Annotated in this window: 22 protein-coding genes; 10 read left to right on the top strand and 12 right to left on the bottom strand. The window is 67.5% G+C overall.

Features of this window, described 5'->3' with window-relative positions; all coding sequences use genetic code 11:
- Nucleotides 1–45 precede the first annotated feature (45 nt).
- A complete protein-coding gene (locus OV287_RS14870; protein ID WP_267534671.1) occupies nucleotides 46–1,080 on the top strand; it encodes an alpha/beta fold hydrolase in 1,035 nt (344 codons plus the stop codon).
- 446 nt (nucleotides 1,081–1,526) lie between these two features.
- Nucleotides 1,527–3,260 (top strand): YbaL family putative K(+) efflux transporter, encoded by a 1,734-nt coding sequence (gene ybaL, locus OV287_RS14865; protein WP_267534670.1) that lies wholly within the window; start codon nucleotides 1,527–1,529, stop codon nucleotides 3,258–3,260.
- 230 nt (nucleotides 3,261–3,490) lie between these two features.
- Here the strand turns inward: ybaL and OV287_RS14860 are convergent, their stop codons facing one another.
- The gene (locus OV287_RS14860; protein ID WP_267534669.1) at nucleotides 3,491–4,195 is read right to left on the bottom strand and encodes a hypothetical protein; all 705 of its coding nucleotides are present in this window, start codon (nucleotides 4,193–4,195) and stop codon (nucleotides 3,491–3,493) included.
- A gap of 113 nt (nucleotides 4,196–4,308) precedes the next feature.
- Here OV287_RS14860 and OV287_RS14855 point away from each other — a divergent pair, with 113 nt between their 5' ends.
- Complete coding sequence (locus OV287_RS14855) at nucleotides 4,309–5,109, top strand: alpha/beta fold hydrolase (protein WP_267534668.1); 801 nt, start codon at nucleotides 4,309–4,311, stop codon at nucleotides 5,107–5,109.
- A gap of 70 nt (nucleotides 5,110–5,179) precedes the next feature.
- The gene (locus OV287_RS14850; protein WP_267534667.1) at nucleotides 5,180–5,785 is read left to right on the top strand and encodes a Crp/Fnr family transcriptional regulator; all 606 of its coding nucleotides are present in this window, start codon (nucleotides 5,180–5,182) and stop codon (nucleotides 5,783–5,785) included.
- Here OV287_RS14850 and OV287_RS14845 read toward each other — a convergent pair.
- The 3 genes from OV287_RS14845 to OV287_RS14835 all read right to left on the bottom strand — a co-directional run bounded on the left by OV287_RS14845 (nucleotide 5,763) and on the right by OV287_RS14835 (nucleotide 7,883).
- On the bottom strand, nucleotides 5,763–6,428 hold the full coding sequence (locus OV287_RS14845) for a DUF4386 domain-containing protein (protein WP_267534666.1): 666 nt from the start codon (nucleotides 6,426–6,428) through the stop codon (nucleotides 5,763–5,765). The two genes, OV287_RS14850 and OV287_RS14845, sit on opposite strands and share 23 nt — an antisense overlap.
- Before the next feature lie 365 nt (nucleotides 6,429–6,793).
- Nucleotides 6,794–7,300, bottom strand: coding sequence for an anti-sigma factor (locus tag OV287_RS14840; RefSeq protein WP_267534665.1), 507 nt, complete (start codon nucleotides 7,298–7,300; stop codon nucleotides 6,794–6,796).
- Nucleotides 7,293–7,883, bottom strand: coding sequence for an RNA polymerase sigma factor (locus OV287_RS14835; protein ID WP_267534664.1), 591 nt, complete (start codon nucleotides 7,881–7,883; stop codon nucleotides 7,293–7,295). The genes OV287_RS14840 and OV287_RS14835 overlap by 8 nt, the downstream gene beginning before the upstream one ends.
- A 153-nt stretch (nucleotides 7,884–8,036) precedes the next feature.
- Between OV287_RS14835 and OV287_RS14830 the strand changes: the two genes are divergently transcribed.
- Nucleotides 8,037–9,236 (top strand): hypothetical protein, encoded by a 1,200-nt coding sequence (locus OV287_RS14830; protein WP_267534663.1) that lies wholly within the window; start codon nucleotides 8,037–8,039, stop codon nucleotides 9,234–9,236.
- 45 nt (nucleotides 9,237–9,281) lie between these two features.
- Here the strand turns inward: OV287_RS14830 and OV287_RS14825 are convergent, their stop codons facing one another.
- Complete coding sequence (locus OV287_RS14825; RefSeq protein ID WP_267534662.1) at nucleotides 9,282–12,284, bottom strand: hypothetical protein; 3,003 nt, start codon at nucleotides 12,282–12,284, stop codon at nucleotides 9,282–9,284.
- Nucleotides 12,285–12,495: 211 nt separating this feature from the next.
- On the opposite strand from OV287_RS14825, the gene gltS reads away from it, so the two are divergent.
- A complete protein-coding gene (gltS, locus tag OV287_RS14820; protein WP_267534661.1) occupies nucleotides 12,496–13,692 on the top strand; it encodes a sodium/glutamate symporter in 1,197 nt (398 codons plus the stop codon).
- Between the two features lie 104 nt (nucleotides 13,693–13,796).
- Here the strand turns inward: gltS and OV287_RS14815 are convergent, their stop codons facing one another.
- Nucleotides 13,797–14,009: a hypothetical protein gene (locus OV287_RS14815; protein WP_267534660.1), complete on the bottom strand. Its 213-nt coding sequence runs from the start codon at nucleotides 14,007–14,009 to the stop codon at nucleotides 13,797–13,799.
- Nucleotides 14,010–14,046: 37 nt separating this feature from the next.
- On the opposite strand from OV287_RS14815, the gene OV287_RS14810 reads away from it, so the two are divergent.
- Complete coding sequence (locus OV287_RS14810; RefSeq protein ID WP_267534659.1) at nucleotides 14,047–14,373, top strand: hypothetical protein; 327 nt, start codon at nucleotides 14,047–14,049, stop codon at nucleotides 14,371–14,373.
- Nucleotides 14,374–14,415: 42 nt separating this feature from the next.
- Here the strand turns inward: OV287_RS14810 and OV287_RS14805 are convergent, their stop codons facing one another.
- Together OV287_RS14805 and OV287_RS14800 are read right to left on the bottom strand one after the other, a co-directional pair.
- Complete coding sequence (locus OV287_RS14805; protein WP_267534658.1) at nucleotides 14,416–15,189, bottom strand: hypothetical protein; 774 nt, start codon at nucleotides 15,187–15,189, stop codon at nucleotides 14,416–14,418.
- 323 nt (nucleotides 15,190–15,512) lie between these two features.
- A complete protein-coding gene (locus tag OV287_RS14800) occupies nucleotides 15,513–15,824 on the bottom strand; it encodes a hypothetical protein (RefSeq protein WP_267534657.1) in 312 nt (103 codons plus the stop codon).
- A gap of 322 nt (nucleotides 15,825–16,146) precedes the next feature.
- On the opposite strand from OV287_RS14800, the gene OV287_RS14795 reads away from it, so the two are divergent.
- Nucleotides 16,147–17,745: an LVIVD repeat-containing protein gene (locus tag OV287_RS14795; RefSeq protein ID WP_267534656.1), complete on the top strand. Its 1,599-nt coding sequence runs from the start codon at nucleotides 16,147–16,149 to the stop codon at nucleotides 17,743–17,745.
- Between the two features lie 111 nt (nucleotides 17,746–17,856).
- Here OV287_RS14795 and OV287_RS14790 read toward each other — a convergent pair whose 3' ends face one another.
- The 3 genes from OV287_RS14790 to OV287_RS14780 form a co-directional block, all read right to left on the bottom strand.
- A complete protein-coding gene (locus OV287_RS14790) occupies nucleotides 17,857–18,969 on the bottom strand; it encodes an ABC transporter substrate-binding protein (protein WP_267534655.1) in 1,113 nt (370 codons plus the stop codon).
- Between the two features lie 148 nt (nucleotides 18,970–19,117).
- Nucleotides 19,118–20,470 carry a S41 family peptidase gene (locus OV287_RS14785; protein WP_267534654.1) on the bottom strand — a complete coding sequence of 451 codons (1,353 nt, stop codon included), beginning with the start codon at nucleotides 20,468–20,470 and terminating at the stop codon, nucleotides 19,118–19,120.
- Nucleotides 20,471–20,497: 27 nt separating this feature from the next.
- Complete coding sequence (locus tag OV287_RS14780; protein ID WP_267542348.1) at nucleotides 20,498–20,950, bottom strand: MarR family winged helix-turn-helix transcriptional regulator; 453 nt, start codon at nucleotides 20,948–20,950, stop codon at nucleotides 20,498–20,500.
- Between the two features lie 551 nt (nucleotides 20,951–21,501).
- Between OV287_RS14780 and OV287_RS14775 the strand changes: the two genes are divergently transcribed.
- Nucleotides 21,502–23,235 carry a DUF6311 domain-containing protein gene (locus OV287_RS14775; RefSeq protein WP_267534653.1) on the top strand — a complete coding sequence of 578 codons (1,734 nt, stop codon included), beginning with the start codon at nucleotides 21,502–21,504 and terminating at the stop codon, nucleotides 23,233–23,235.
- 507 nt (nucleotides 23,236–23,742) lie between these two features.
- Nucleotides 23,743–25,014, top strand: coding sequence for a sigma-54-dependent transcriptional regulator family protein (locus tag OV287_RS14770; RefSeq protein ID WP_267534652.1), 1,272 nt, complete (start codon nucleotides 23,743–23,745; stop codon nucleotides 25,012–25,014).
- A 78-nt stretch (nucleotides 25,015–25,092) separates the two neighbouring features.
- On the opposite strand, the gene OV287_RS14765 is transcribed toward OV287_RS14770, so the two are convergent.
- A complete protein-coding gene (locus OV287_RS14765; RefSeq protein ID WP_267534651.1) occupies nucleotides 25,093–25,977 on the bottom strand; it encodes a hypothetical protein in 885 nt (294 codons plus the stop codon).
- Nucleotides 25,978–26,105: the final 128 nt, after the last annotated feature.

Raw genomic sequence — 26,105 nt, 5'->3', positions numbered from 1 at the left:
AGACGTCCGATACACCCTGCAGTTCCTTCAACTCATCGCCAACCCATGAAAAGACTGCTCGCCTTCCTCACCTGCGGCCTGTCGCTGTCCGTTGCGGCTCAGGAGCTCCCTGCCCAGTTCAACTGCCCTGCCGGCGGCGCGCCGGTGCATGAAGCCGGCTATGTCCAGATCGGCGGCATCCCGCAGTGGGTGACCATCGATGGCGCCGACTGCCGCAATCCTGCGGTCCTGTTCATCCATGGTGGCCCCGGCAACGCCTTGAGTCCGTACGCCAGCGCACTGTATGGCGACTGGGAGCGCGACTTCATGCTCGTCCAGTGGGACCAGCGCGGCGCTGGCATGACCTTCGTGAAAACCCGCCCGGCGGAAGGCGACAAGCTGACCATCGAGCGCATGACGCAGGACGGTCTCGAAGTGGCCGCCTTCGTCACGCGCCGGCTCGGCCAGCCGCGCGTCATCCTATTTGGCTCATCATGGGGCTCCGTGCTGGGCGTGCACATGGCGCTGGCCAGGCCGTCCCTGTTCAGTGCCTACGTCGGCACGGCACAACTGGTGAGCCGCATCGAAGACGGCCGGGCCTCGTACGAACAGACGCTGGCCGCGGCCAAAGCCGCCGGCGACCAGAAGGCGATGGCCATCGTGCGGCAAGTGGGACCACCGCCGTGGACCGACCCGCGCAGCTTCGGCGCGCTGCGCCGCGTCACCCGGCAGTACGAGCGCGCGCGCACCGAGCCGCCCCGAGCCGAGTGGTGGAAGCTGGCGCCCTTGTACGCTCCGCATGCAGCGGCCTTCGACGAAGCCGACGACTGGTCGTACCTCCAGGCGGTCGGCATGAAGGGCGACGGCATGATGGAGGGCATCGAGCTGCCGAAGCTCGGTACGCACTTCGAGATGCCGGTCTATCTCATCCAGGGGACCGAGGACCTGGTCACGCCGGCCTCCGTCACGCGCCGCTACTTCGAGCGCATCACGGCCCCGCGCAAGGAACTGATCATGGTGCCGCGCACCGGCCATGATCCGAACCCGCCGATGCTCGCCGCGCAGTACCGCGTGCTGAAGAAGCTGGCCGCGAAACGCTAGCCGCCCTGCTCCATCGTCGCGCTCCCCCAGCAGGTAGGGAGGCGGCGAACGTGGCGCTCGAGGCGGCGGCCCTCCTCGGCCTGTCCTCACCAGCCCTTCAACCTCATGAGGCTTCCCATTTGCCCTATGCGTATGCGTCACGCCGAAGGACCAGCGTTCCCTTCGCCGCGGCGCAGGAGGACGGCCGTCGCGATGAGGAGCACCCCCTACCAGGCTCCTGTCCTTCCTATATTCGGCGCGCCGCATTCGACCGCTCATTAAAGGTTGGGAATCAAAGAAGCGGTGTAGTAGATTCCAGTGTTGCTGACCTTCGTTGAATCGCTCGCGATCGTCGGCTCCAGACCACCCATGACCGAAAGGTGTTCGAGGGTCCCACCCCAAGGGGAGGGTCCTCGCGGCGCCGCTTTTCAGACTGCATCCAGAGAGCTCTCAGGGAGAACCCTGCCGTGCCCCACGACACTTCGCTCATCGCCACCATCGCCGTAGGACTCGGACTGGCCTTCGTCGGCGGGTTCGTCGCCCGCCAGCTGAAGCTGCCACCTTTGGTGGGCTATCTGCTGGCGGGAGTGGCCGTGGGGCCTTTCACTCCCGGCTTCGTGGCGGACGGGGGGCTTGCCAGCCAGTTGGCGGAGATTGGGGTCATCCTCCTGATGTTCGGGGTGGGGATTCACTTCTCCATCAAGGACCTGCTCGCGGTGCGCAACATCGCGGTGCCGGGAGCCATCGTGCAGATTGCCGCCGCCACCCTGATGGGGGCAGCGGTCGCGCACTTCTGGGGATGGAGCCTCGGCGCGGGCCTCGTGTTTGGCCTCTCGCTGTCGACGGCCAGCACCGTGGTGCTGCTGCGTGCCCTGGAGGAACGCGGCCTCCTCGATTCGGTGAATGGCCGCATCGCGGTGGGCTGGCTCATCGTCGAAGACCTGGCCATGGTGCTCGCCCTCGTCGTCCTTCCCGCGCTGGGCAGTGTCCTGGGGGGAGCAGGGGTTCCCTCCGCGGCGGCCTCCGAAGGGGGCAGCCTCCTCTGGACCCTGGGCGTGACCCTGGGCAAGGTCTGTCTCTTCGTGGTGGTGATGGTGGTCGCTGGCAAGCGGCTGGTGCCCTGGCTGTTGTCGCAGGTTGCCGGAACGGGGTCTCGGGAACTGTTCACGCTGTCGGTGCTGGCGGTCGCGCTGGGCATCGCGTTCGGGGCCGCGGCGCTCTTTGGCGTTTCCTTCGCCTTGGGCGCCTTCTTCGCCGGCGTGGTCGTGAGTGAGTCGGACCTCAGTCAGCGGGTCGCGGAAGAGTCGCTCCCGCTCCAGGACGCGTTCGCGGTGTTGTTCTTCGTGTCGGTGGGCATGCTCTTCGATCCGATGGTCCTGGTGAAGCAGCCGTTCCAGGTGCTGGCCGTGATGGCCATCATCGTCCTGGGCAAGTCCCTGGCCGCCTTCCTCATCGTGTTGCTGTTCCGCTACCCGGTGAACACCGCGCTCACGGTGTCCGCCAGCCTGGCGCAGATTGGCGAGTTCGCGTTCATCCTGGTCGGCCTGGGCATCTCGCTCGGCCTGCTGCCGAGGGAAGGCCAGAGCCTGGTGCTCTCGGGCGCCCTGCTGTCCATCACCCTCAACCCGCTCGTCTTCAAGATGATTGACCCGATCCTGGGATGGCTCCGCCGCCACCCCAGGTTCGCGGCCCGCATGGAGCAGGCCAAGGACGAGTTGACGGAGCTGCCCGTGGGAATGGGCGACGTCCGGCTGCAAGACCATGCGGTGCTGATCGGTTACGGGCGTGTGGGGGGCGTGATTGGCCGGAGCCTGGTGGAGAGGAAGATTCCCTTCGTGGTCGTGGAGCAGAATCGCGAATACGTCGAGCGCCTGCGCGAGCAGGGAGTGCCCGCCATCTATGGTGACGCGGCGGTGCTTGGCATCCTGGATCATGCGCATCTCGACTCGGCCCGGATCCTCATCGTCGCCACGCCGGACGCACTCCAAGCCCGGGAGATCGTGGAGCAGGTCAAGCGCGTGAACCCTTCCCTTCCCGCCGTCGTGCGGACGCACGGTGACGAGGAGCGCGCCTACCTCGAGTCGCAAGGGGTGGACCGGGTGGTGATGGGAGAGCACGCGCTGGCGCACAGCATGCTCGACTACGTCCTGGAGCGCCTGTCTGTCCTGAAGGAGGGGGACCGGGCATCCGTCACCGGCTGACGCAAGGGGGCCTTGAACTCTTGACGTTGCTCGCGGCGCTCGAGGGGGCCCGCGTGACGGGAGCTGCCCCCTGCTGGCCTGGTGAGGCGCGCGTGCACGTGCGTTGCCATCCAAACCAAGAGAGTGCTCGCGGGGCGGCGCTCATCACCGCTCGGCATTCCAGGGCATGACAGGCTTCCGGGTGTCAGGTCATCCCCCTTCCGGATGCATCTCCGGAGGGCGGACACCCGTCAGCGCGCTCCGGTCGCGGTGCCCGGCACGTCCACCTTCTGGTGTCCGGTCACCGTCACCTCTGTACGAAAGCGCACCTTGTAGAGGAGGACTCCGCCCGAGGCGGCGATGTTCATCCGCGTGGGCTGCCGCTCGCACGGGGTCTCCGTGTAGGCCAGGAAGTCCATCTGGAGCTCATCCAACATGGGGGGCATGTCGGAGGGGGAAATGCGCAGGGTCATCACCTTCCCGGCCCGCGCATCCACCACCGCCTGTCCCTTCATCCGCTTCTTGTCCGGCTTCACGGGGGCGAACTTCACGGTCACGAGCCCCTCGCTCGGACCCGGTGTGGATTCGAAGCGGTAATCCGCCCTGGCCCGCGGATGGAACGGGGACATCCTCGCCTTGTCGTCCTCGTTCTTCGGCGGGTCCTTCGGCTCCTCCTTGAGCTGGCGGGACAGGTCCCCCTCTTCCTTCTGGGAGAGGAGCTTGCGTGCAACCACCGTGGTTCCGGAGCGGGTGACCTCGTAGCTGCGAGTCAGCCGTCCCTTCACCTTGCCCTCCGAGTCCAGCTCCTCCGTGACCGAGCTCTCCACGGTGCGGCAACCGGGGATGGCCAGCTTCCGCTCCTCCTCCTCGCCCAGGCGTTGGAGGAGGTCATCCCGTGGCGCTTCCGCGCGAGCGGAGACACCGAGGAGCAAGCAAAGAAGGGCAAGCACGCGCATGCCGTGGAGCTTAATCTCCACCCGCCTTCGAGCCGCAATCGAATTGGCTCGACGCGCTACCCGCCGGAAGTGAGCGTCTTCCGCCGAGCAAGGCAACAGCAGGCAAGGACACCATGACGACCTGGCGCAGTGGAGTCTGCGAAACGAACGGCATCAACGTCCACTACCTCCGAACCGGAGGCGCCAGGCATCCCGTCGTTTTGCTCCACGGATTGACCGGGAACGGTGCCTGCTGGACGCCCTTGGCTCGCGCGCTCGAGGGTGAGTTCGACGTCGTCATGCCCGACGCCAGAGGGCACGGCGGTTCGAGCGCGCCGCACCACGGCTACCGGTATGACGATCACGCGAGAGACGTCGAGGGTCTCATCCGCGGCTTGGAACTCCCTCGTCCGGTTCTGCTTGGCCACTCGATGGGCGGCATGACCGCCGCGGTGGTGGCGAGTCGATGGGCGGGAGGCCTCCGCGGCCTCATCCTGGTCGATCCGACGTTCTTGAGCCCCGAGCGCCAGCGCGAGGTGCACGACAGCGACGTCGCCGAGCAACACCGCCGGACCCTCGGCATGCAGAAGTCTGACCTCGTCGCGCAGCTCCGAGCCCGACACCCGCGTCGCTCGCCCGAGCTCGTCGAGCTTCTGGCCGAGGCGAGACTGAAGACCCCTCCGGACGCCTTCGACGTTCTCACGCCCCCCAACCCCGACTATCGCGCCGTGATGAGCGCGATTGACGTCCCGAGCCTGCTCGTCATTGGGGACAGCAGCCCTGTCGTCACGCTCGAGATGGCAACGGAGCTGCGGAGGCTCAACCCACGCGTGCGAATCGCACAGGTACAGGACGCCGGCCACGGCCTTCCGTTTGAACAACCCGAGCGCCTGGGAGAGGTGGTCGCGTCGTTCTTGCGTGAGCTGGCGCAGTAGTCTCTCTCGACTCGCGGTCGGATGAACTTGGTGGGATGATGGGGCTCCCCGCAGGTCGCGCAGTGCTCTCATGAAACACAAGCTCGTCGACTACTTCCGCCGCATCTCTCCTCTGTCGGACGAGGAAGCCCAGGCCATCCTGGACAGCATGGTGGTGAAGACCTGTCCGAAAGGCACGCACTTGCTCATGGCGGGCCAGGTCTGCACCGAGGCCTACTTCGTCCTCCAGGGCTGCGTCCGCCAGTACTACGTCGTCGACGGTGAAGAGCGGAGCAACGGGTTCTTCACCGAGGACGAATGGGTCCTCTCGATTCAAAGCATGATGAACCAGACCCCGGCGGATCACTTCCTGGTCTGCGCGGAAGACACCACGGTGGTGGTGGGCACCGAGCAACGCGAGGGGGACCTGTATCGACGCTTCCCTCGCTTCGAGAGCATCTCCCGGATGGTGATGCAGAAGGTCCTGGCGGAACAGCAGGAGTGGTTCGCTTCCTATCTCACCGATACCCCGGAGCAGCGCTACCTCAAGCTCTCGAAGACGCGGCCCGGCATCCTCCAGCGGATTCCCCAGTACCAGCTGGCCAGCTACATCGGCGTGAAGCCCGAGTCGCTGAGCCGGATCCGAAAGCGTATCGCCACGCGCGACAAGCCGGCTACGCCGCAACGGAAGGCGTGACCGTCCGGAACCCCTTGGCGATGAGCCAGCCGCCGAGGAACAGCTCGAACAGGCCCCCGGGCCCGGAGAAGAGGACGCCCCACGGCAGCCCGAAGAGCTCGAGCACGGACCCCAGCGCCAGAAGCCCGTAGCCCACCGCGCCCACCAGCGGGAGAAACGATGGAAGAAGCCGGGAGCGGTACAGCGACAGGCAGAACGCCACGCTGCCGGCCCCCAGGATGATCATCGCGAGCTGGTACGCCCAGAAGTTCCCCTTCGAGAGAAGTTTGAACAGGGTCACCAACTCTGGCGTCGTCTGCCCTTGCGCGGATTCTCCGAGCTGAAGGATGCACAGAAGGAACACCACTCCGACGATGAGGATCAGCGCCTCCATCACCCGCGTGCAGACGTACGCGACGGCGATGCTCGGGCTCCGCTCGCGGAGTATCGGAAAGAACAGCACGCCAATCCCGACGACGGTGATGGAGTTCAACAGGAGCAGCAGCGCGCCCCCGACGAACGGCGTCCTCTGACCGGCCACCAAGGCCAGGTGCTCCGGATCCTTCAGGACGGAGGTGACGAGCGCGGTGCCCATGCCGTAGGCGAAGAACGGAAGGAGAAAGAGAATTCCCAGGGAGCGGGAGTGAAGGCGGGTGATGTTCATCGCGAGGGTTCCAGAACGTTCAGCGACGTTGTGGCCTCGAGAGTAGGGGGGGGCGCCCTCGCCCGCATTGATGAGGGTTAATAAACCGGTTCTTTTTTCCGGGCTGGGCGGGTGGGCCGCCCTGTCAGAGGGACTGCGAGACAGGGAGCTCGAGCGTGGCCGTGGAGCCCTTGCCGGGGCCTTCGCTCTCCAGCAGCAGGCGTCCCCCCATCACCTGCGCCGCCAGTCTCGCAGCCCCTTGCTCCTCCTCCTCGCGACCCTCGCGGCCACTCGACGGGTATGAGGCAAGACGCCTAGGCCCACACCACAAATCGGCCAGGGCTCCGGATTACCGTCCCAGCGGCGGCATGTTCACAGGGGTCGCGTCAGTCGTATTCGTCCGCAGGGGCGAGAGGCTTGTCCGAGGGCACCTCTCTCAGCTGGGCTTCCGCCTTGTCCCGGGAGGGTGGCGAGTTCCTCTTGGAGGAGTCCGGGTACGGGGCGGCGGGAGGACAAGCGGATCGGTTGTCCCCGGACAGACACTGGATGACCTGGTCCGCTACCTCCGTGCCCGCCCCCGTGGGCTGAGTGGAGGATGCAGGGTGAAACACCTGGAAGCGCAGCAACAACAACGCCAGAGCAGCCGCCGCCAGCCCGGCCACGGCCAGCAGCAGCCGCGGCTTGGAGCGCGCCAGCAGCCGCTTGGGGGCGGAAGGCTCGCTTCGGGCCAGCCCGCGCAGCTTCACCTCCGCGAGCGCCTCCCGCTGGAGCACCCGCGCGCACGCGTCACACTGGGAGGCGTGCGCCTCGAAGAAGGACCGCTGCTGTGGCTCGAGGAGGCCATGCAGGTACTGAGCGGCCATCTCGGCCGTGAGGTGGGGCTGCTCACTCATGGCGGTCCTCCTCCAGCAGCTGGCGCAGGCGGCTGCGGATTTCCCAGAGAATCTGCCGCACACGCTGCACGGAGAGTCCCACATGTTCGGCGACTTCCGCATGGCTCAGGTCGGGACGACCGAAGACGAGCTGGAAGACGCGCTGGCCAGAGGGGGAGCATTGCTCGAGCAGGGCACGGGCCCGCTCCAACTCCTGCCTGGACAGCAGCTGCGCCTCGGGGGAAGGGGTAGCATCCTCCAGCACCTCGACCTTCAAGTCCTCCAGGCTGGCGAAGCGCTCGGGCCGGCGGCGAACCTCGTGCAGAAGCAGGAAGTGGGCCTGGGTGAGGGCAATGCCGGGCAGCCGCAGCTGCTGGAGCTTGCCGCGTTCTTGCTGGGCGAGCAGCGTGGCCCACGTCTCCTGCATCAGCTCCTGGGCCCGGTCCACCCGGACGCCCCGTGCCAGCAGGAAGACGAGCACCTCATGGCTGTGGCGCTGGATGAGCTCGCCCCAGGCCTCACGGTCTCCCGCCAGGGCCCGTGCCGCCACGTCCGCGTTGCCGCGGTCCTTCTCCTTCACCTGAATGCGGGGCGATCGGAACAATCTGAGTGTCAGGGCATTCTGCACGGACGGCGACCTCCGGGGCAACGGAGGCATGAATCCGCAAGGGGGGAAGAGATATCGGCCGCGATGTGGAAAAAAGCGCTCACTCCGTGGGGGTTGCGCTCGTGTCCTGGATTCTGAGAGGAGGAGCCGATGCCCGCCCTCTCTCCGCGGCCGCGGCTGCTGCTGTTGCTGACCCTCCTGCTGGCCTGCGCCCTCGTCTATTCCGGCCAGGCGCTCGCTCCCGCGCCGTCCGCGCTTCCCACCGTTCCTCTGCCCGGCATGCCCATGCCGCTCCCGCGCGACCCGCCCATCCGGCTCCAGGGCCTCCCCTCGTTCCGGGCCGCGTACGAGGAGTCCTTCCGCGGCAAGCCGGACGCGCGCTTCTTGCGAGCCATCTCCGAGCTCGAGCGCCTTCTGGGGGGCAGCGCATCAACCTCCGTGAATGCCCGCTTCCATGAGGGCAGGTGGGTGCTCCAGGTGGAGGGGAAGGAGGTGGGAGGGCTCCCAGCGTTCCCCGACTTCGCTGATGCCCTGTCTCACCTGGAGGCACGCGCCCACCAACTGGGCGTGAAACGGCTGGAGCTGAAGGAGGGCCCCCTCCCCCCCAGCGCGTCGCCGCTTCCCATGGGCCGTGAGACCCTGGAGACCCTGCGCGAGCTCGACGAAGCCTGGTCCCGCGGTAGGCGCAGCCCCGCCACGCTCGTGGGCGCCGCTCGGGCCACGGTGGCCCTGGCGCTCCAGCTCTCGGACCTGACCGAAACCGCCGATGCCGTCCCAGCCCGGGCCCTGGCGCTGCTGGCGCTGGGGCGTGCGACGACTTCGGCGGCCCTCACCGAGGAGCGTGCGCTGCTCGCGTATGTCCTGGGGTACGAGCGTACCGCGCGCAAGCTCGCATCGGCGCTTCCATCCGGAGGTGCGGCCCGCGCCTTCCTGCTCCAGGAGGACGATGTCCTCGAGGCTCTCGCGGAGCGCGACGCGGGGGCGGGAGTGGCCAGCCATCTCTGGGTGCGTCGGCTGGCGCGGATGGGGCGCGTGCAGCGAGCGGTGCGCTCCAGCCGGCTGTCCGCCCAGCAACTCGGGATGGGGCTCCACGTGGTGGCGCCGAGGCTGCTGCTGAAGGGCACGCACCCGGAAGAGCAGTTCATCGGGAGGAGGAGGTGCTGGCCTTGGCGAGGCAGCCGGACCAGCAGCAGGAGCTGCCCTTCTTTCTCGCACTCAAGGCCCAGGCCGAGCAGCGCTATGAGGATGCCGCGACCTGGTATGCCGCCGCCGTCGAGCAGGGCCTCTTCAGTGAGGGGGAATACCAGTGGTCCCTCGGCCAGCTGCGGCATTGGAGGGCGCAGGGGCTGAGCCTCGCGCAGTTGCAGAAGCGCGGGCTCTAGCGGAAGCGGCTGCTCAACGCGAGCTCATGGTGGCCAGGGAGACGGACACCGGCTGCCCGAAGGAGACGAGCCGTGCACGGGTGCGCTGGGGCTTGCCGTCCTCGACGCGCGAGTAGGCCACGAGGTAGCCCGAGGGGCCCGCGGAGGCAATCGAGGGGTGCGCTTCCCCGTAGGACGCGTTGGAGAGTGGGAAGCCCGTCGAGTCGAGGACCTGGCCCATGGCCGACACGCGCGCTCCGTAGACGTCCGCCTGGCCGCCGCTGGACTCATTCCAGACGACCAGGTAGTCCAGGCCATCGGAAGCCACTGCCGGGTAGGACTGTGACTGGGTCCGAAAGCCGATGGCGAAGCCCGAGGTGTCGAGAACCTGGCCGGCGCTCGTCACCCGCGTCCCACGCATCTCATAACGGCTCCCGACGTGTGCCCAGACGACGAGCCAGCCATCGCCGTTGGACGCCAGCACGGGCATGTACTGGGAGCCCGGAGCGGCGTTGATGATGAGCCCTGATGCCTCCAGCACCGCTCCCCCCGCCGTCACGCGCGTGCCGTAGATGTCTGGATGGATGCCCTGGCGCCCGTCCACCCATACCACGAGGTAGTCCGCGCCATTGGAGGCCACCTGCGGGGCTGCCTGCCCGCGGGGGGCGATGGCCACGCTCAGCGCGGAGGTATCTAGCACCTGGCCCTGGCTCGTCACCCGCGCCCCCAGGACGTCCATCGAGCCATCGGAGCCGGGCGCGGACCAGACGACGAGATAGCCATTGCCATTGGAGGCCACGGCGGGAGCCGACTCCGACGCCGCGGTGGCGCGGATGGCCACGCCCAGGGGGTCCAGCACCTCGCCCGTGCTCGACACGCGCGTACCGTAGATATCCGGCAAGTCGCCACTGCGATCATCCACCCAGACGACGAGCCAGTCCACCCCATCCGAAGCCACCGCGGGAGTGCGCTGCCATGAGCCCGCGGAGCTGAGGGTGATGCCCGATGGGTCCAGCACCTCGCCCGTGCTCGACACGCGGGCGGCGCAGATGTGCGCGGTGGAGCTTCGCTGGGGCTCCCAGACGAGGAGGTAGTCCGCGCCGTTGGAGGCCACCTTCACATTGCCCTCGTTGGCGGCCGATGCGCTCCCCTCATCCAGGCTCAGCTCCACCGGCGGGGACACGCTCCCCATGCGCACCAGCGCGCCCTGGATGTCCGTCTCGGGGTCGCCCATGCGCTGGTTGCTCCAGACGACGAGGAACTCGTTGCCGTTGGTGGCCACGGCCGGCGAGGACTGGGTGCCGGCCGCCGCGCTGACGACGATGGCCGGCGCCTGCACACTGCCGTCGTACATCACGCGCGTGCCCTGGAGGTTCCACTCCCCACTGCCGAGCTCCTCCCAGACGACCAGGAATTCATTGGGGCTCGCGGCCACCACGGGCGCGTACTGGCTGTTCGGAGCGGAGCTGATGACGAGCGCCGACGCATCCAGCACCACGCCCTGCTGCGTCACGCGCGCGCCGTAGATATCCGTATCGCTGCCTTGGCGTGAGTCCTCCCACACCACGAGCGAGGACCCATAGCGTGAGGCCACCCTCGGAGAGCGCTGTGCGCCGGCCGCCGCGGCAATCACCAGCGCTGGGGAGTCCAGCACCACGCCCTCCGTCGACACACGCGCGCCGCGGATGTCACCGGTGGAATCGGAGCCCTCATCCATCCAGACGGTCAACCAGCTCGTGTCGTTGAAGGTCACCGCCGGGTGGCGCTGGGCTGCCGCACCGGTGCCAATGGCGATGCCCTCGGGGTCCGCCACCTGGCCGTCCTGCATCACACGTGCGCCATAGATGTCCATCGATTCGGCGCCGCGGGCGTCTTCCCAGACGACGAACCAGTTGTCCATGCCGGCCACCACCGCCGGAGAGGTCTGATGGCCGCCAGCGGTGCTGATGGCCAGGGGCGTCGAGTCCACCACGCTCCCCCGAGTCGAAACCCGCGCGCCGAGGATGTTCGCGTTCAGGTCATCCGTGAAGTCCGCCCAGACGACGAGGTATTCCCTCCCGTTGTAGGCCACCGCCGGGGACTCATGACGCCCCGTCCCGGATGCGGTGCCAATCCTCAGGCCCGAGGGGTCCACCAGGATGCCCATCGGCGTCACGCGCGTCCCGTAGATGCGCGAGACGTTGTCACCGAGGCGGTAGTCCTGCCAGATGACGAGGTAGTCCATTCCATCGGAAGCCACCGCGGGCTGCACCTGATTGCCCGGAGCCGGAGTCACCACCGGCTCGTCCGTTCCGAGCTCGGGGGAGATGACTGGGGCGAGCGAAGCCGGGTAGGTGCTCGCCTCGACGAGCTCCTGCGGCACGCTCAGCAGCAGGTGGCTCGCCTCGTAGGTGGCTTTCAGCTCCGTGCGCCGGCCAGTGGCATCCACCCACGTGACCTGGCCATAGCGGAAGCCCAGCCCTGAGCGCGCGTCCGCGAAGTGCAGACCGCTCGCCGTCGCTCCCGAGAAGGACAGCCCCGCCAGGGGGATGCGCACCCGCAGGTTCCCCTGTCCTTCCGGTGCCCGTTGGAAGGTCCAGGACTGCTCCACGCCCTCCTCGGCGTTGCGCAGGTGCTCAACGATGCCGTCCTCTCGCGCCAGCGCCAGATGGCCGTCCTTTTCCACACGCCCCTCGGAGGTGGGCCCTCCCAGCGCCCTCTCCCCTCGCATCAGTAGAGCCCTGCCCAGCTCCAGCGTTGCCTCCTCTCGGGCCGGCGCGTGGGCCCGCGCACTCCCGGCAGGCTTCGCGGTGGTCAGCGTGAGCCCCTCGGCGCTAGCACGCACCGCATAGGTCGAGTGCCCGCCACGCCAGCCCTGGCTCTCTGGGGTATAGGCGAAGTGCACCTGCCGCATCACGGCGCCGACATCGAAGGGCGCGCTCACCGCCCCACTCGCGGGCGGCGCCTGCTCGGGCATCTCCTCCGAGTGGCAGGCCATGGCGCAGAAGGTCAGAACAGACAGCATGAACCGCAACGGCGTCCAGCAACACGTCTTCATGAGGTGGAGTTGCTCCTGAGTGAGGTATTGCCAATGAAATCCCTCACCCGGACGCGCATATCGGCGGTCGGCTCCTTCCTGGTCGCTGCCTCAAGCGCCACCCTCCCCTCCTCCGCACTGGCCATTCCCCCGGGCCGTACTTCTTCACCACCGTGGAGCCGCTGCGGCTTTCCAGTCCCGCGAGCGCTGTCTCGACTATGTTTCGGCGCTCATGAAGCTCACCCTCGTCGAGACCCTGGCCTTCGCCGGGATCGCGCTCTACATCGGTGCCGGAGTGCGCCGGCTCATCCCAGTGCTCTCCCGGTACAACATCCCGGCTCCGGTGATTGGCGGCCTGCTGGTGGCCACCGCGCTGACCGCCGCCCGGAGCGCTGGCGATACGACCCTCACGTTCGACACCACGCTCCAGAGCCCGCTGATGATCGCCTTCTTCGCGAGCATCGGGTTCGCCGCGTCTCTCTCGCTGCTCCGAATGGGAGGGCCTCACGTCGTCATCTTCTTCGTCGCTTCCACCCTGCTTGCCATCGTGCAGAACGCCGTAGGGGTGGCCCTGTCGTATCCGCTCGGAGTTCATCCCCTCTTCGGCGTGCTCGCAGGCTCCGTGACGCTGACAGGTGGGCCAGCCACCGGACTCGCCTTTGCGCCACTCTTCGAGCAGGCGGGGGTGACTGGCGCATCCGCCATCGCCATCGCCGCGGCCATGTTGGGCATCATCTCCGGTGGGCTGGTCGGAGGACCCGTGGGGACCTGGCTCATCCGGCGAAACTCGCTGCGCTCCTCGGCTCCCCCACGCCCGGCCGCGACGCCTGACGAGACGACCGCTGTCTCGAGTTCCAGCGGTGGGGCTGACGCTCAGGACCTCCTGAAGCACGTGGTGATCATGCTGGCGGTCCTCTGGGCGGGTGAATGGATCAGCCGGGGCTTCACCGCGCTCGAGGTGACGCTCCCGAGTTACATCGGTGCGATGCTGGCAGCGGCCTTCCTCCGCAACCTCGATGACCGGACGCGGTGGTTGCGGCTCTCAGGCCAGGCCCTCGAGGAGATCGGTGCCGTGGCGCTCTCCCTGTTCATCACTATGGCGCTGATGACGCTGGATCTGGGGAAGCTTGCTTCGGTCGCGCTGCCCATTCTGGTCCTCGTGGCAGTGCAGGTGGTCCTCGTTGCCGCGGTCTGTGTGTGGCCGATGTTCCGCCTGATGGGCAGAGACTATGACTCTGCGGTGATGGGTGCCGGTCTGTGCGGGTTCATGCTCGGCACCACTGCGAACGCCGTCGCGAACATGGGGGCGCTGGTCCAGAAGTATGGCCCTGCTCCGCGCGCCTTCCTCATCGTGCCCATGGTGGGGGCATTCTTCATCGATTTCACCAATGCCATCGTCATCAACACCTTCCTCAACCTGCTGAAGTGACGCGTCCATGAGTGAGCCCGCGGATCCGAACACGCGAGAGACCTGCGGGCTGCGCAGGCCGGCGGTGAAGATGGCCACGGGTCAGTGCCCGGGTCCTCGCCGGATTACCGGGGGCTTTCGGTGGAGCAGTCGTTGAGCTGGCAGTGCTCGCTCGCCCTCTCGTAGAGAGGAGCACTGTCGACGGTCTCGCGGTTGATCCGCTCCATGAAGTCGTGAGCCGTGTCCGACATCACCTTGAGGCCCGCCGACGAGCGGACGAGCCAGCCGATCGCGCAATACAGTGGCCTGATCTCACTCACCGCGCCATAAATGGGCATCACCAATCCCGTGGATCCAGCGGCGGCAGGGGTAGCGATGGCGAAGTCCCTCCAGGGCCCGTTTCGACTGCGCGTCCCGGATGAGGCACAGGAGCCTGGCCGCGTGGCCCTGCAACTGCGGAAGAGGCTCCTCTTCTTCTGGAGCAATGGCTGCTCCGTCGGGAACCTGGACTCCCGTGCGAACTTCCTGAGTTCGATTCTCTACAGCCCGACGAGCCGCGTGCTCGTGGCCAAGGGGACGACCAACAATTCCGGTGGCATGGGCACCAATCAGAATGGATACTCCGGACACAACGTCGCGACCGCGCTCTCGCAGGGCGACAGCCTCGGGGCTTTGACACCTCGTCTCCTACGAATCGTCTGACACCTTCCCAGACACCTTCCCAGGGGACACCTTCCCAGGGGCTCAGCGAAAGCTCAGCACCTGCTGGCAGGCCTGGGGCAACTCCCGTGAGGAGCCGCCGGAGATGCACGAGATGTAGGTCGCCACGCCTCGCACCTCGGTGGCCCCGAAATACACATCACGCCGTCCTGCGGGGTCGAGCATGCGCAGGTGCGTGCACTCCGTCCTGACGCCATCGATGGCACAAGGGATGCGTAATTCCACATACGGAACCCGGACGATGTCCTTGAACGTCTCCACGCCATTCCGCACGAACGTCTTCAGGCGGGAAGCCTCGGGGAGATGAGTCCAGTCGAGCCGTGAGCCGTCACCGCACTCGATCCGTCCGTCGCCGTCACCCGCCAGGAGCTTGCATCCGGCAGGCGCGGAGAGCTCCCGGCCCGCGAGCACCGCCTCCGATTGCTTCACGGTGACCCCTGCCTCGGGTGCGGCCCTCCAGCCGTTGCCCGCGAGCTTCTCCAGCACACGCCCACAGAGCGCCTGCTGTTCCAAGGCCGCCTTGCAGAGGACGCGCCGCCCTCCCTTTCCCTCCACCGACAGGACCGCGAACGACGACTTCTCCTGGTCCTCCGACGCCTTCGCGCTCATGCGCAAGATGCGAGCCTTCCGGCCCGCCAGCGTCACCGACTCTTCCTCGAATTTCATCCGGCCCGCAGCTTGCCCCTCGAAGGTACGGCGGCTGCTCTCCCACAGGCTCTCGGCGGAGACACCCGGGTGGTCGGAGATGATGGCGCTGAAGCCGCGGCACTCGTAGTTCCACCCCTCGGTCCCGAGCAACTCCGCGGTACATCCGGTGAAAAGGGACTCGGAAGGAGTACTGGGGCCGGCGTGAGCGGACAGGGAAGACCCCGCCGTACACAGAAGGAGGAACAGTCCAAGCTGGAGACGGAGCGAAGAGGCGAGATTCAACGGAACCTGCTTTCCGGAAGGGGTTGGCTCGCGACAGGACGCTGGCCGGCCGGTATTCCTGACGAGCCCGCGCATGGACCGCTCCGAGCAGCTCGGGGAACGAGATGGAGGGCTCGAAGTCGTCATAGCGGCCCGAGGCTCATCACCCCGGTGCCGTCGTAGCGCGGTTGCACGGTCCCGCGGACACTTCGTCAAGGCGTGGAGCTGGCGGGAGCCGGACTCTCGCCAATGACGCTCAGAAGGGCGTCTCGCAGCTCGGCCGGGCTGTTCGCGCGGTAGAACGCGCCCTCCCCCGCCATCGCCATGCTCTGGAGCATGGGGCTGCTGTCGCCGTAGCCAATGACATACGTGCGCAGCTTCTGGTTGCCGAACATGTCGTCGCGCAGGTCCATGCGTGAGAGGAAGAACGCCACGTCATCCATGAAGTTCTTGTTGCCCGCGCCCAGGCCGTGCGGCCAGTTGTAGGCGGTGTAGTCACAGTCCCCCTTCGTGGAGGCCGGCATGGAGGCTTACCCACGACGCGTAGCAGCCGTCCCTGACATGGAGTGGCCAGCGGTGCGCGAAGCGCTAGAGTGCGGCTCTGAACACACTCCGAGTGAGGCCGCATGGAAAGCCCAGGTGTGATCAGCCGCTGGAACGATCCCTCAACACGGCCCCCATCCCGCCTATACGCGCTTCCGTCCCGACGCCTCCCGGTAAAGCCAGACTGAAGGCTTTTCGTCTGGCTTTACGCCTCGCGGGAAATGATTGCCGGATGGGGCGCTCGATTTGCGCGGGGGCTTCCGCCTCGCCAGGATGCGCGCCCTCTCCAGGGAGATTCCCACCATGAATTGGAACCGACTCACCCGAGCGGCGCTGCTCGGCTGCTTCCTCACGCTCGCCGGTTGCCCGATGCCGGGCAATACGGGTTTCCCCGATGCCTCCACCCCGGATGCCTCCACCGGTTACGAGTGGGATGGCGGCTACGTCCCGCTCGAGGAGGTAGGCAACTGGCCGGGCCCCGAGCCAGAGCGGTACGCGCCCTGCGGCTTCGCCACCAGCAACAAGGGCGGCTGTGACTTCGACACCTTCGACCTCTCGGCGTGCGACCAGAACAGCCTCGCGAACACGGGCACCGAAGGCACGTACATGCTGAGCAGCCGCACGGAGTTCGACACGGGCGAGTTCCTGGCCAGTGGCGCCGATGTGCTCACGCTCAGCGGTGACGGAGGCACCTCGTACCTGGTCGGCATCGCCGCCACCGAGTCGCGGCAGGGCAACGCCCGGCTGTTCTCCACGACCAGTCCGACACGGGATGGCGGCACGAGCCGCTACTCGTTCGTCACCTGCGAGTCGCCCCAGGCGCCCGAGTTCACCGGCTGCTTCGCCTACTGCACCAATGGTCGCTTCGGCTTCGGTGGAACCTTCAAGTCCGAGCGCCTGAAGTGGCGCGCTGGTGAGGCCGAAGCCTCGGGCCTGGAGCTCGTCTCGGAGAGCGCCGTGGACATCGGCATGCCGGCGGACGTCTACGTGACGCGGGGCCACGCCTACGTGGTGTCGATCAACCGGCGGACGAAGACGGGAGGCCTCACCGTCTTCGACGTGAGCAACAAGGCCGCGCCCGTGAAGGTGAAGACGGTGGAGATGTCGGGCGACTCGGACTGGAACGCCGTGTGGGCCAGGGACAACGCGCTCTACGTCGCGAGCGCCAACAAGGGCGTGCTCGTCTTCGACATCAGCAACCCGGCCGATCCCCAGCTCGTGAAGTCCGTGCCCAGCGGCACCACCCGACTCAACAACCACACGCTCTTCGTGGAGGGCAACCGCCTCTACGCCACGATGAACACGAGCGTGAGCATCCTCGACATCTCCTCGCCCCTCAACCCGTTCGAGCTCAACCGCTACGCGCCCTACACCACCGTCGCGCACGACATGCTCGCCGTGGGCGACAGGCTCTACGTCAACTACGGGCACGCCGGCTACGTCGTCGCCGACGTGAGCAACCCGAACGACCTCCGCACGCTCGGCCGGTACCGACACTTCGACATCTTCAGCCATGCGAACGCGGTGGGCACCTTCGGCGGCCGCACCATCGCCTTCATGGGCGGCGAGGGCCCCGGCGAGCACCTGCGCGTGCTCGACGTCACCGACCCCGCCAATATCGTCAAGATTGGCGAGTTCAAGCTCCGCCCCAACATCTCCATCCACAACATGCTGCTGGTGGGCAGGAAGCTCTACCTCACCTGGTACCAGGAGGGCGTGCGCGTGCTGGATGTCTCCAATCCCACGCAGCCCACCCAGGTGGCGTACTTCAACACCTGGCGCGAGAGCGACCCGCACCAGGGGGACTACCTCGACGGCGCCATCGGCATCCGCATTCCGGGAGATGGCTTCATCTACACGGTGGACACCGTGCGCGGGCTGCTCATCCTGCGCGAGCAGTGAGCGGGCGCGCGGGACTCACCTCCTACGAATCGTCTGACACCTTCCCAGACACCTTCCCAGACACCTTCCCAGACACCTTCCCAGGCTGGGCAGTCGGACGTCCGTGCTCACTCAGCCTGCGTGAAGGATCCGAAAGCGCTCGGGTTCCGCCGGATCTCGATCAACGACTTGGATTGGCGTCCAAGCCCACTGCCAAACGCTGATGCCTGGCGTGCGGGAGAACTGGATCTGCCCGCGGGTGCCTTCGACTGCAACGCGCGGCCAGGCTTCGGCAGTGCGCGCCCGATCCGCGCCGTGAGAACGCAGCACCTCGGCGAGGACGGCGACCGTGTCGTAGCCCTCGAAGGCGACGAAGGAGGGCGCTTTGGCCAGCCGCTCGCGGAGGGCCGTCTCGACTCGTGCACCGAGTGGGCTGAGGCGCTCGGGCAGGTAGCGCAAGAACGGGATCCCGGCGCTGTCGTCGCCCAGCAATGTCGCCCATTCGGCGAACTCCGGTTGCCCGGCCGGAGCACCCATCATGAGCTCGGCGAGGCGCTGGTCGTGGCGGACGGACTTGACGATCGACACTGCCGGCTCCGGGTGGCCGACCAGAAGAAGGAGGGCTGTCGCGCGATTGTGGACGAGCTCGTCGCACACGGCCGTGAGGGCGAGCGTGCGCATGTCGAGTTCGATGACGGTGCCGCCGCGTGGAGCGAGGTAGTCCCGCAGAATGCGGGTCCCAGATGCCCAGTAGACACTCGACTCGGCGGCTACGGCGATTCGACGGTGGCCCGCGCTGAGGAGGAAGTCTGCGTAGATCCGCCAGCCGTGGGACTGCGCCGGGGCGAGGCGCGCGACCCATTCCGTTGGCTGTTCGGTGAGCGTGTCGAGAACCGCTGATGAGCAGAGGAACGGCAGACCGAGGGCGTCGGCCCTGGCGGCAGCGGCGCGAGCGACGACGCTGTGATACTCCCCCGCCAAGGCAGCCACGCCCAGGCGAGCCAATTCGTCTACGGCCGCCGCGGCCCTCTGTGGATCAGCCGCGGTGTCTCGGACCACCAGCTCGAGGGGTCTTCCGGTGATTCCACCGGCGTCATTGACTTCGCGAACGGCCAGCTCGAGTCCAGCGAGCAAGTGTTGGCCTGCCTCGACCCAGCCAGGCCGAGTCAGCGGAACGAGAGCGCCGATCTGGACGGATGAGCCGTCAGTCCGCTCCGCTCCAGGTGGCGATGGTGGCGTATTCATGCGTTGGCGCCTCCCGTGTGACGATTCGGGTGCAGTTTGCCCGAATCGCAGCGTGAACGTCCCCGGTCAGCCGGGAGCCTTGGTCATGACCTTCAGTCCGCCCGCGGACCCCGAGCGGTCATTCCTGCTCTTCAACGTCCCACGTCGCTCAATCCCGCTTCAGGAGACGAGGCGTGGCCTCGCCCTTCCACCACAGCTCCAGGGTGTTCGGCTTGAGGCCAATCCGAAGCATGTCGACCCCGTCCACCGCGAACAGGCCGTCGTTCGTCAACGGCGTCAGGTGCCGTGGCGCCGGCCAGAGCGGATGGCCGGGACGTGCGATCCACAGGCCATCCTTTTCGGCGGTCACCACGTATTTGCCGTAGGTACCGGGCGCGGCTTGGAGCGTGGCCTCGGGAGGCGTGACGGGATGGAGGCGAGCCTCGAGCGCCAGCAGCGCCCAGGTGTAGTCGGCTCCGACGCTGGGGTCGGGATTCGCCGCGAGGAGCTCCCGCAGTGCGCGCGCATGCGCCGCGTCCTGCGCCTGCTCCGACGAGGTGGCGATCTCCGGGGTCACGCCGGTGCCCTCCCAGTTGCTCTTGCTGACCGGATGCACCGGACGCCCGGTCGAGACGCTCAACATGAAGCCCGGCGCGATCGGTACGAAATCGTTGTTGTTGGCCGCGCCGGCGGTGCCCGAGCCGACCAGCTTGCCCAGCTTGAACTGCTGCACGTCGTACGCGAAGGACTCGGCCGCCGAAGCCGAGCCTTGGTCGATGAGGACGTAGAGCGGCTTGCCCAGCATCCGACCCGCCGGGAGGTTGTCGAGTGCCCGCGTCTGCACGGGTTCGCGCCCGGCATGAAGGAAGGTGATCTCGAGCGTTCCAGGCTTCAGGAAGTGGCTGACCAGATACTGCACCGCCTCGGAGGACCCGCCGCCATTTCCGCGCAGGTCGATGATCACGGCGTCGCCGCCTTTGAGGAAGCGCATCGCCTCGTCATAGGCCTGGCCGGTCTCGTCGCTGATCCAGTGGAACCCGGCGATTCGCAGGTAGCGGACATTCCCGGCCAGGATCCGCATGTCGGTCAGGCCATGGTTATCCCGGCGCGCGGCCGCAGCGTCGAAGCCCGCCAGGTCCTGGCCGGGCGGGCCCGAGGCCGGCACTGTCGCCGCGGCATAGCGCTGCGGGTTGTACTCGATGAACGCATGGTGGTCCTGACTCGCCTCCCGCAGGTCGCTGGTGAGCAGGCCGGCGAGCTCGTTGGGATTCTCGACGTTGTACCGTCTGGCCGCTTTGGCCTTGTCCAGTCTCGCGAGGATGGCGGGCGTCTTCTCGGGGAACACATAAGCCTTCTGGTAGGCGGCCTTGACGGCACTCAGCACCGCGTCACGTTGGACCGGCGACAGGACTTGCGCCACCTTGGCCTCTGTCACGGGAGTGCGCACCTGAGCCTCCGCGGCCGTGGGGCCACCGACCAGGACGAGCGCCATCGCGGCGGCTGAAATCAATTTCAAACGCATGAGCAGCTCCGACAATGAAAGGATTGATTACGACTTGGATTTCGCGGCCAAGGCCTTGGCTTGTTGCTGGATCCGCTCCCCGAAGGGACGTTGCGTGAGCGCTTCGATTGCTTCGCCGACGATTCGTGACAGCGGAGCGGAAAGCTCCGCGTCGAGCTGAGCCGCGGCGGCGTTGGTGGCGGCCCACTGCCGCTGCAGGTCCGGGATCATCTTCTCGGTCCGCCCGGTCAACACGACGATCCGCTCCCTCGCATCCTCGCCAGGCCTGAGCTCCACCAGCCCGTCCTTGACCATCTGCGACACGGTCTGACTCACGGCCGAATGGCTGATGCCGATGTGGCGAGACAACAGCCGGATCGAGGAGGGCCCGGTTGCCATGAGGACACGGAGAACGGGGGTGTAGCGCGGTCGCCACGTCAGCCCGGCGGCCGCATAGGCCGCTTCGACGTCCTGGTCGAGCAGTTCGATCAAGTGCCGCACGAGCGTGCCCAACGTCGGTGAAGCAGGAGCCATGGTCACGATATATAAGCACTGTTACATCTCGTCAAGAGGACCCTGTGAAGCGCGAAAGCATCAAGCCCAGACAATCGCCTTTGACCCAGCGGACGTCCGAGGCGAGCCCCGGCGCAGGGGCCACCCCAGCGCGCGTGGTGTTGAGCCAAAGCAGTGTCTGCTGCTCCCAGCCCAGCACAACTGCAGGCCTCATCCTGTGCCTCGCCCCACCTGGGCTGCCGGCCTGGGCTGGACTGGCGTGTGTCTGCTGCAGATGAATCCCTTCTCCGCCGGCCCGGCGACGAACGGGGGCGCCTCTCGCACAAAAAACGTGCGAGCCTCCGCGGCCAACATGCTATGGCGATGACCCATCCCGATGGCCTCCGCGGTGTCCGCGTCCCGTGGAGGGCTCTCCAGGAGTTGTGTGCGGTGGTAACGAAAACCGTCGTCAGCGTGCACGAGGCCCCCTTCGACGTGCTGGCCACCTCCCGCGTGATGAGGGCCCGGCTCGGAGGCAGCCGCGGCACCGGGGAAACCTCTTGAGCTCCCCCGAGGCCCTGCCCGCGAGCCGGTGGGAGCGCCTGCTGCCCTGGCTGGGAGCCATCCTTGGAGTGGTCTGGTTCCTGGCAGCGTTCGGCCCAGGGCTGCTCGATCCCACGAACCTGCGCCCAGTGTCCCGGGGGGACCTTGCCCAGCATGTGCTCGGCTGGTTTCACTTCCGCAACGTGCCCTGGAGCTTTCCGCTGGGGAGCACCCCCACCCTCATCCATCCGATGACCGTGGCGGTGGGCTTCATGGACTCGAACCCGTGGGTCGCGCTCGCGTTCAAGCCCTTCTCGCGCTGGCTGCCCCAGGACTTCCACTACGTCGGCCTCTGGTTCGCCCTCTGCTTCGCGCTCCAAGGGTGGATGGGCGTCAAGCTCATGGAGCGGCTCTCTCCCCGGCTCATGCCGAGGTTGCTGGGAGCCGCGTTGTTCGTGACCTCGCCCGTGCTGCTCTTCCGTGTCGGGCACGACACGCTCTGCGCCCATTGGATGCTCCTGGCGATGGGCCTGCTCCACCTGCGCCCTCACGCGGACTCCCGGGCGGCTTGGAGGACGGTGGGCTGGGCGCTCGCTCTCAATGTCCTGGCCGCTGGCGTCCATCCCTACCTGGAGATGATGGTCCTCGCCCTCACGGCGTCGCTGCTGGTCACGCTGGCGTGGGTGGAGCACCTCCTGTCCTGGCGCGCGGCTGCGGCGGCGTTCGGTGGGGTGGTCGGCGTGGCGGTGGGGGCCTTTGTGCTGTTCGGCTACGTGGGGCAGGGCGTCGGCTCGGAGGCCATCGGCTTCGGCTTCTATAGCGCCGATCTGCTGGCGCTCATCAACCCCAATGGCTGGTCCAGCGTGCTCCCGGGTTGGAGCGTGGGCGAGGGACAGTACGAGGGCTTCGGCTACCTGGGCACGGGCAGCCTGGCGCTCTCCGCGGTGGCGCTGCTGGAGTGGCCCGCGCGCTGGTGGCCCCAAGCGAAGGCGGCCGTGAAGGCCCAGCTGCCGCTGGTGGTCGTGGTGCTGCTCCTGTCGCTCCTGGCCTTCTCCTCGGTGGTGACTGCCGCCGGCCACCACGTGCTGACGATGCGGAGCGCGGTGGAGCCCCTCCTGCCGCTGCTGGCCCCCTTTCGGTCCTCGGGCCGCTTCATCTGGCTGCTCAACTATGCGGTGGTTACGGGAGTCCTCGCGCTCACCGTGTGGCGCTGGCGGCAGCACCCGCGTGTGCTCGTCGCCCTGTTGCTGGGGGCCGTGGCAATCCAAGGCGTGGATACGCCGAACATGTGGAGGGGGAACCTCCTCCCCTCCCATCCGTGGCCCCGGCTGCAGGCCCCGGAGTGGGAGCGCGTGGACCCCTTCTACCGGCACATCGTGCTCTTCCCTCCCATCCTCCCGGGCGCGGGCGAGCCCTGCGAAGAGGGTATCTTCCCAGATGATGCGTACTTGCTCTTCGGGGATCTCGCCTACCGCAGGGGAGTGACGACCAACAGCGCCGCGCTGGCCCGCATTGACGCGTCCCAAGCCATGGCGGCCTGCAGGTCGCTGCGGTCCGACGTCCAGAGTGGCCGCTTCGCCGAGGACACCCTCTACGTGGTGGGAAAGAAGCAAACGGCGGCCTTCCAGCGTCCGGAGCTCACGTGTGGCGTGCTGGATGGCTACACCGTGTGCGTGGCGGCCAGGCAGGGCCAGTTCCGGGAGGCCCTGGTGCGAGCGCCCTCTGTTGCAACGCCGCTCCCCAAAGAGTGAGCGGGGCCTTGCGTCGAGGGCGCACCTCCGTGCCCATCCATCAGAAGTACTCGCACTGCTCGGGCGGCCCCTTCAGCGGCCCTCCTCGGCCCATCCCCTCCAGCCCTCTCCCTCTACACGGCCTCTCTTCCACCGCCGTAGAACGCGAACGCGCGACCGCCGTCACGAAGCTTCCGTCTGGCTCGCGGCGCAGCGGGTACTCGAGACGATCCGCGTTCTCCTGATAGTGCTGCAACCGAGCGGCCTTCCAGCAAAGGCATCCCTTGGAGACCGGGTGCGAATCGTCGCCGCGAATGCTCGTGATAATCGGCCAGCCAATCTACCTGGCAGGCTTGGGCCTGCACGTCTCCACGACCCTGCTTTCCGACTCGCGGGCGGTCATGGAGCGGAGGGCTCCGGGCTCGATCGAGGTTCCCTGTGTTGTTGAGCCCATGACCGGCGCGGATTCGTGCGCGGACTGGAGGACTGGAGCCAATGCTTGACCCCCTGGGCACGCGAGAAGGAGGGTTGACCACCGAATCCACCCAACGAGCGTGGGAGCGCTACGTCTCCACGGGACTCATCGACGGCTCGCTGCTTCGCGAGCCCGTGCTCCGGGCCTGGGAGCGATCACATGAGCTGGGGGTGAACCCCAAGGAGCCGCAACCGGAGCAGCTCTCGGTGCTGGACACCGAGCGGCTCCTCGAGCAGCAGCAGACGTTCATCACTGCTGCCCGGCCCTACATGGAAGCCCTCTCCAGGGCCGTGGGGCTCGAGCGCCATGCAGTCTCGCTCGCCGACTCCCACGCGGTCGTGCTCTGCTTCGTGGGGGACAAGGAGACCGTAAACGGCCCCAAGTGGCTGCCAGGTCCAGGGTCCCTCTTGTCGGAGGAGGTGTGTGGCACCAATGGCCTGGCGACCCCGCTGGCGATGCATGGCTACTTCGAGGCGGTGGGGCCCGAGCACTTCATCAATCGCTTCCATCTCTACACCGGTCAGGGCATCCCCATCCGGGACGCAGGGAGCGGGGTGGCCGGAGCACTCTGCGTCGGGGTTCAACGGCTGGAGGCCTCGAGCCAGCTTCGCGACATGCTGCTCTGCGCGGCCCATGGCATTGAGGCGGAGTTGTTCCTGCACCAGCTCGAGAGTGACATCCGCCAGGTGCTGGCCGCTCCCGGAGACGAGCAGCCCCTCTGCGTGTTGCACAAGGAGGTGAACCGGCTGAGGCAATCCTCACGCGAGGGGTTTCGGATGGCCACCCGTCAGGGCACGGCAAGCCGTTTCGAGTATGCCCTCCGCCTGCTGCATCTGGCCGAGGAGACCGCTCAGCACATCCGCCATCGGGCGCTCCTCTGGCGTACCCTGGCCTCCTTGGAGGTGGGGCAGCTCCGCCCGATTGCGCTCACCGAGCTGGTGCGGGAGCTGAGCGAGCTGCTCCGGCAAGAGGCGTTCCGCCAGCGAGTCGAGCTGGTCTTCTGCGAGCAGGAGCCGGTGCACGTCCAGGCCGACGCCCTCGTGCTCTCGCGCCAATTGCTCCACGCCACTCTGCAGGCCCTGGCACTGGCCGGACCTGGAGGCGCGGTTCGCATCGACGTGCGCTTCGACCGCCACCTGTTCGCGGGGAAGGCGACCTTCCTCCCCTTCCCAGCCCCCGAGCAAGCACAGCTGGCCCCGCTACCTCAGAGTGTGACGAGCCCGGCCCTCAGGCGCGGAGAGGAGCGTGAGCCCCTGCTCTGGCGCTTGCCCGTCCTGGAGTCGGCTCCCCCAAGCGGGAGAGGAGGAGGCGAGCGTGGCGCCTGAAGCGGTGGCGAGACAGGAAGCGAGGAAGGAGCGGCCGGTGCTTGTACGGAGGGGTTGTCACTCCTTGACGCAAACGGTTCAGCGTGAGGACTGCGGAAGCTTCACCACGTCCGAGCGCAGGGCTCCGAACATCGCCAGCAGGTAGGTCTGCTCGGGAACGTCGCCACAGCGCACCAGGGCAGAGGGCTCGAAGCTGAAGGCGTGGCTCTTCGCCTCGCGCATCTCCCGCGCCACCGGAACGGTGGACCAGCCGAAGTTCCGGCTTCGCTGACAGAAGGCCAGCAGCGTGAGCGGTGGCGGTGGGCTTCCGGCGGCCTCGGGCTCCTGGGGAAGGGCGGAGGCCGGGAGCGCACCGAACAGCCGGGTGCCGTCCGCGGGCCGCTCGAGCGCGATCGCCCCGTCGCGGGGTTGGGGAGAGGAGGCCGTGTCCCCCAGTGCCAGCGGGATGGCCACACCGCCACCGAAGGACTGTCTCGCCGGATTGGCCGGGACATGTACCGTCCGCACCGGCGTCACCCGGTCATCCAGCCAGAGGAACACGTGGTAGTCCCCCTCCTCGGGCGGGAGCACGAGGTGCGCGGCGAGATCCACGTTGAAGAACGTCTGCACGACCATGCCCCGCTCGAGCGGATTCGCCTGGGCGATGGCGGCGTCCAGATCCTTCGGCATCGTCGCCGAGATGGGGAGCGCGTTGGGGTCCGCCGGCTTGTTGACGTGGACCCGGCCCGTTCTCGCGTGGACGGCGACGATGTGGATCGCGCTCGACAGCTGCGCGCGGTAGATGAGCGTGTAGGGCGCGCTCAAGGCGAAAGCGCCGAAAAGGGCCACCGTGGGCCCCTCGGGCCCGCGTGCCGGCGCGACGGTGAAATCGAGCCCGAGGGCACCGGGGGCGAGCTTCTTCGAGTGGGGTGTTTCTCCGAACCAGAGCGCTGCGGGGAGCTGGACTTCGGCCTCGTCGCTCATATCGCCTTGCCTTTCAGGGCTGTGGGGGGGCACCTGTGCTCGAGGTGCCTGTGTCGCTTGTCGCGGCTCTCCGGCGCCGCGGGGGCACCCGGCCAGGGTGAGCAGCAGCCCCGCGAGCACCGCGGGAT

The sequence above is a fragment of the Archangium lansingense genome (assembly GCF_026626635.1).
Lineage (GTDB): Bacteria > Myxococcota > Myxococcia > Myxococcales > Myxococcaceae > Archangium > Archangium lansingense.
This window is presented reverse-complemented; position numbering and strand designations above follow the sequence as displayed.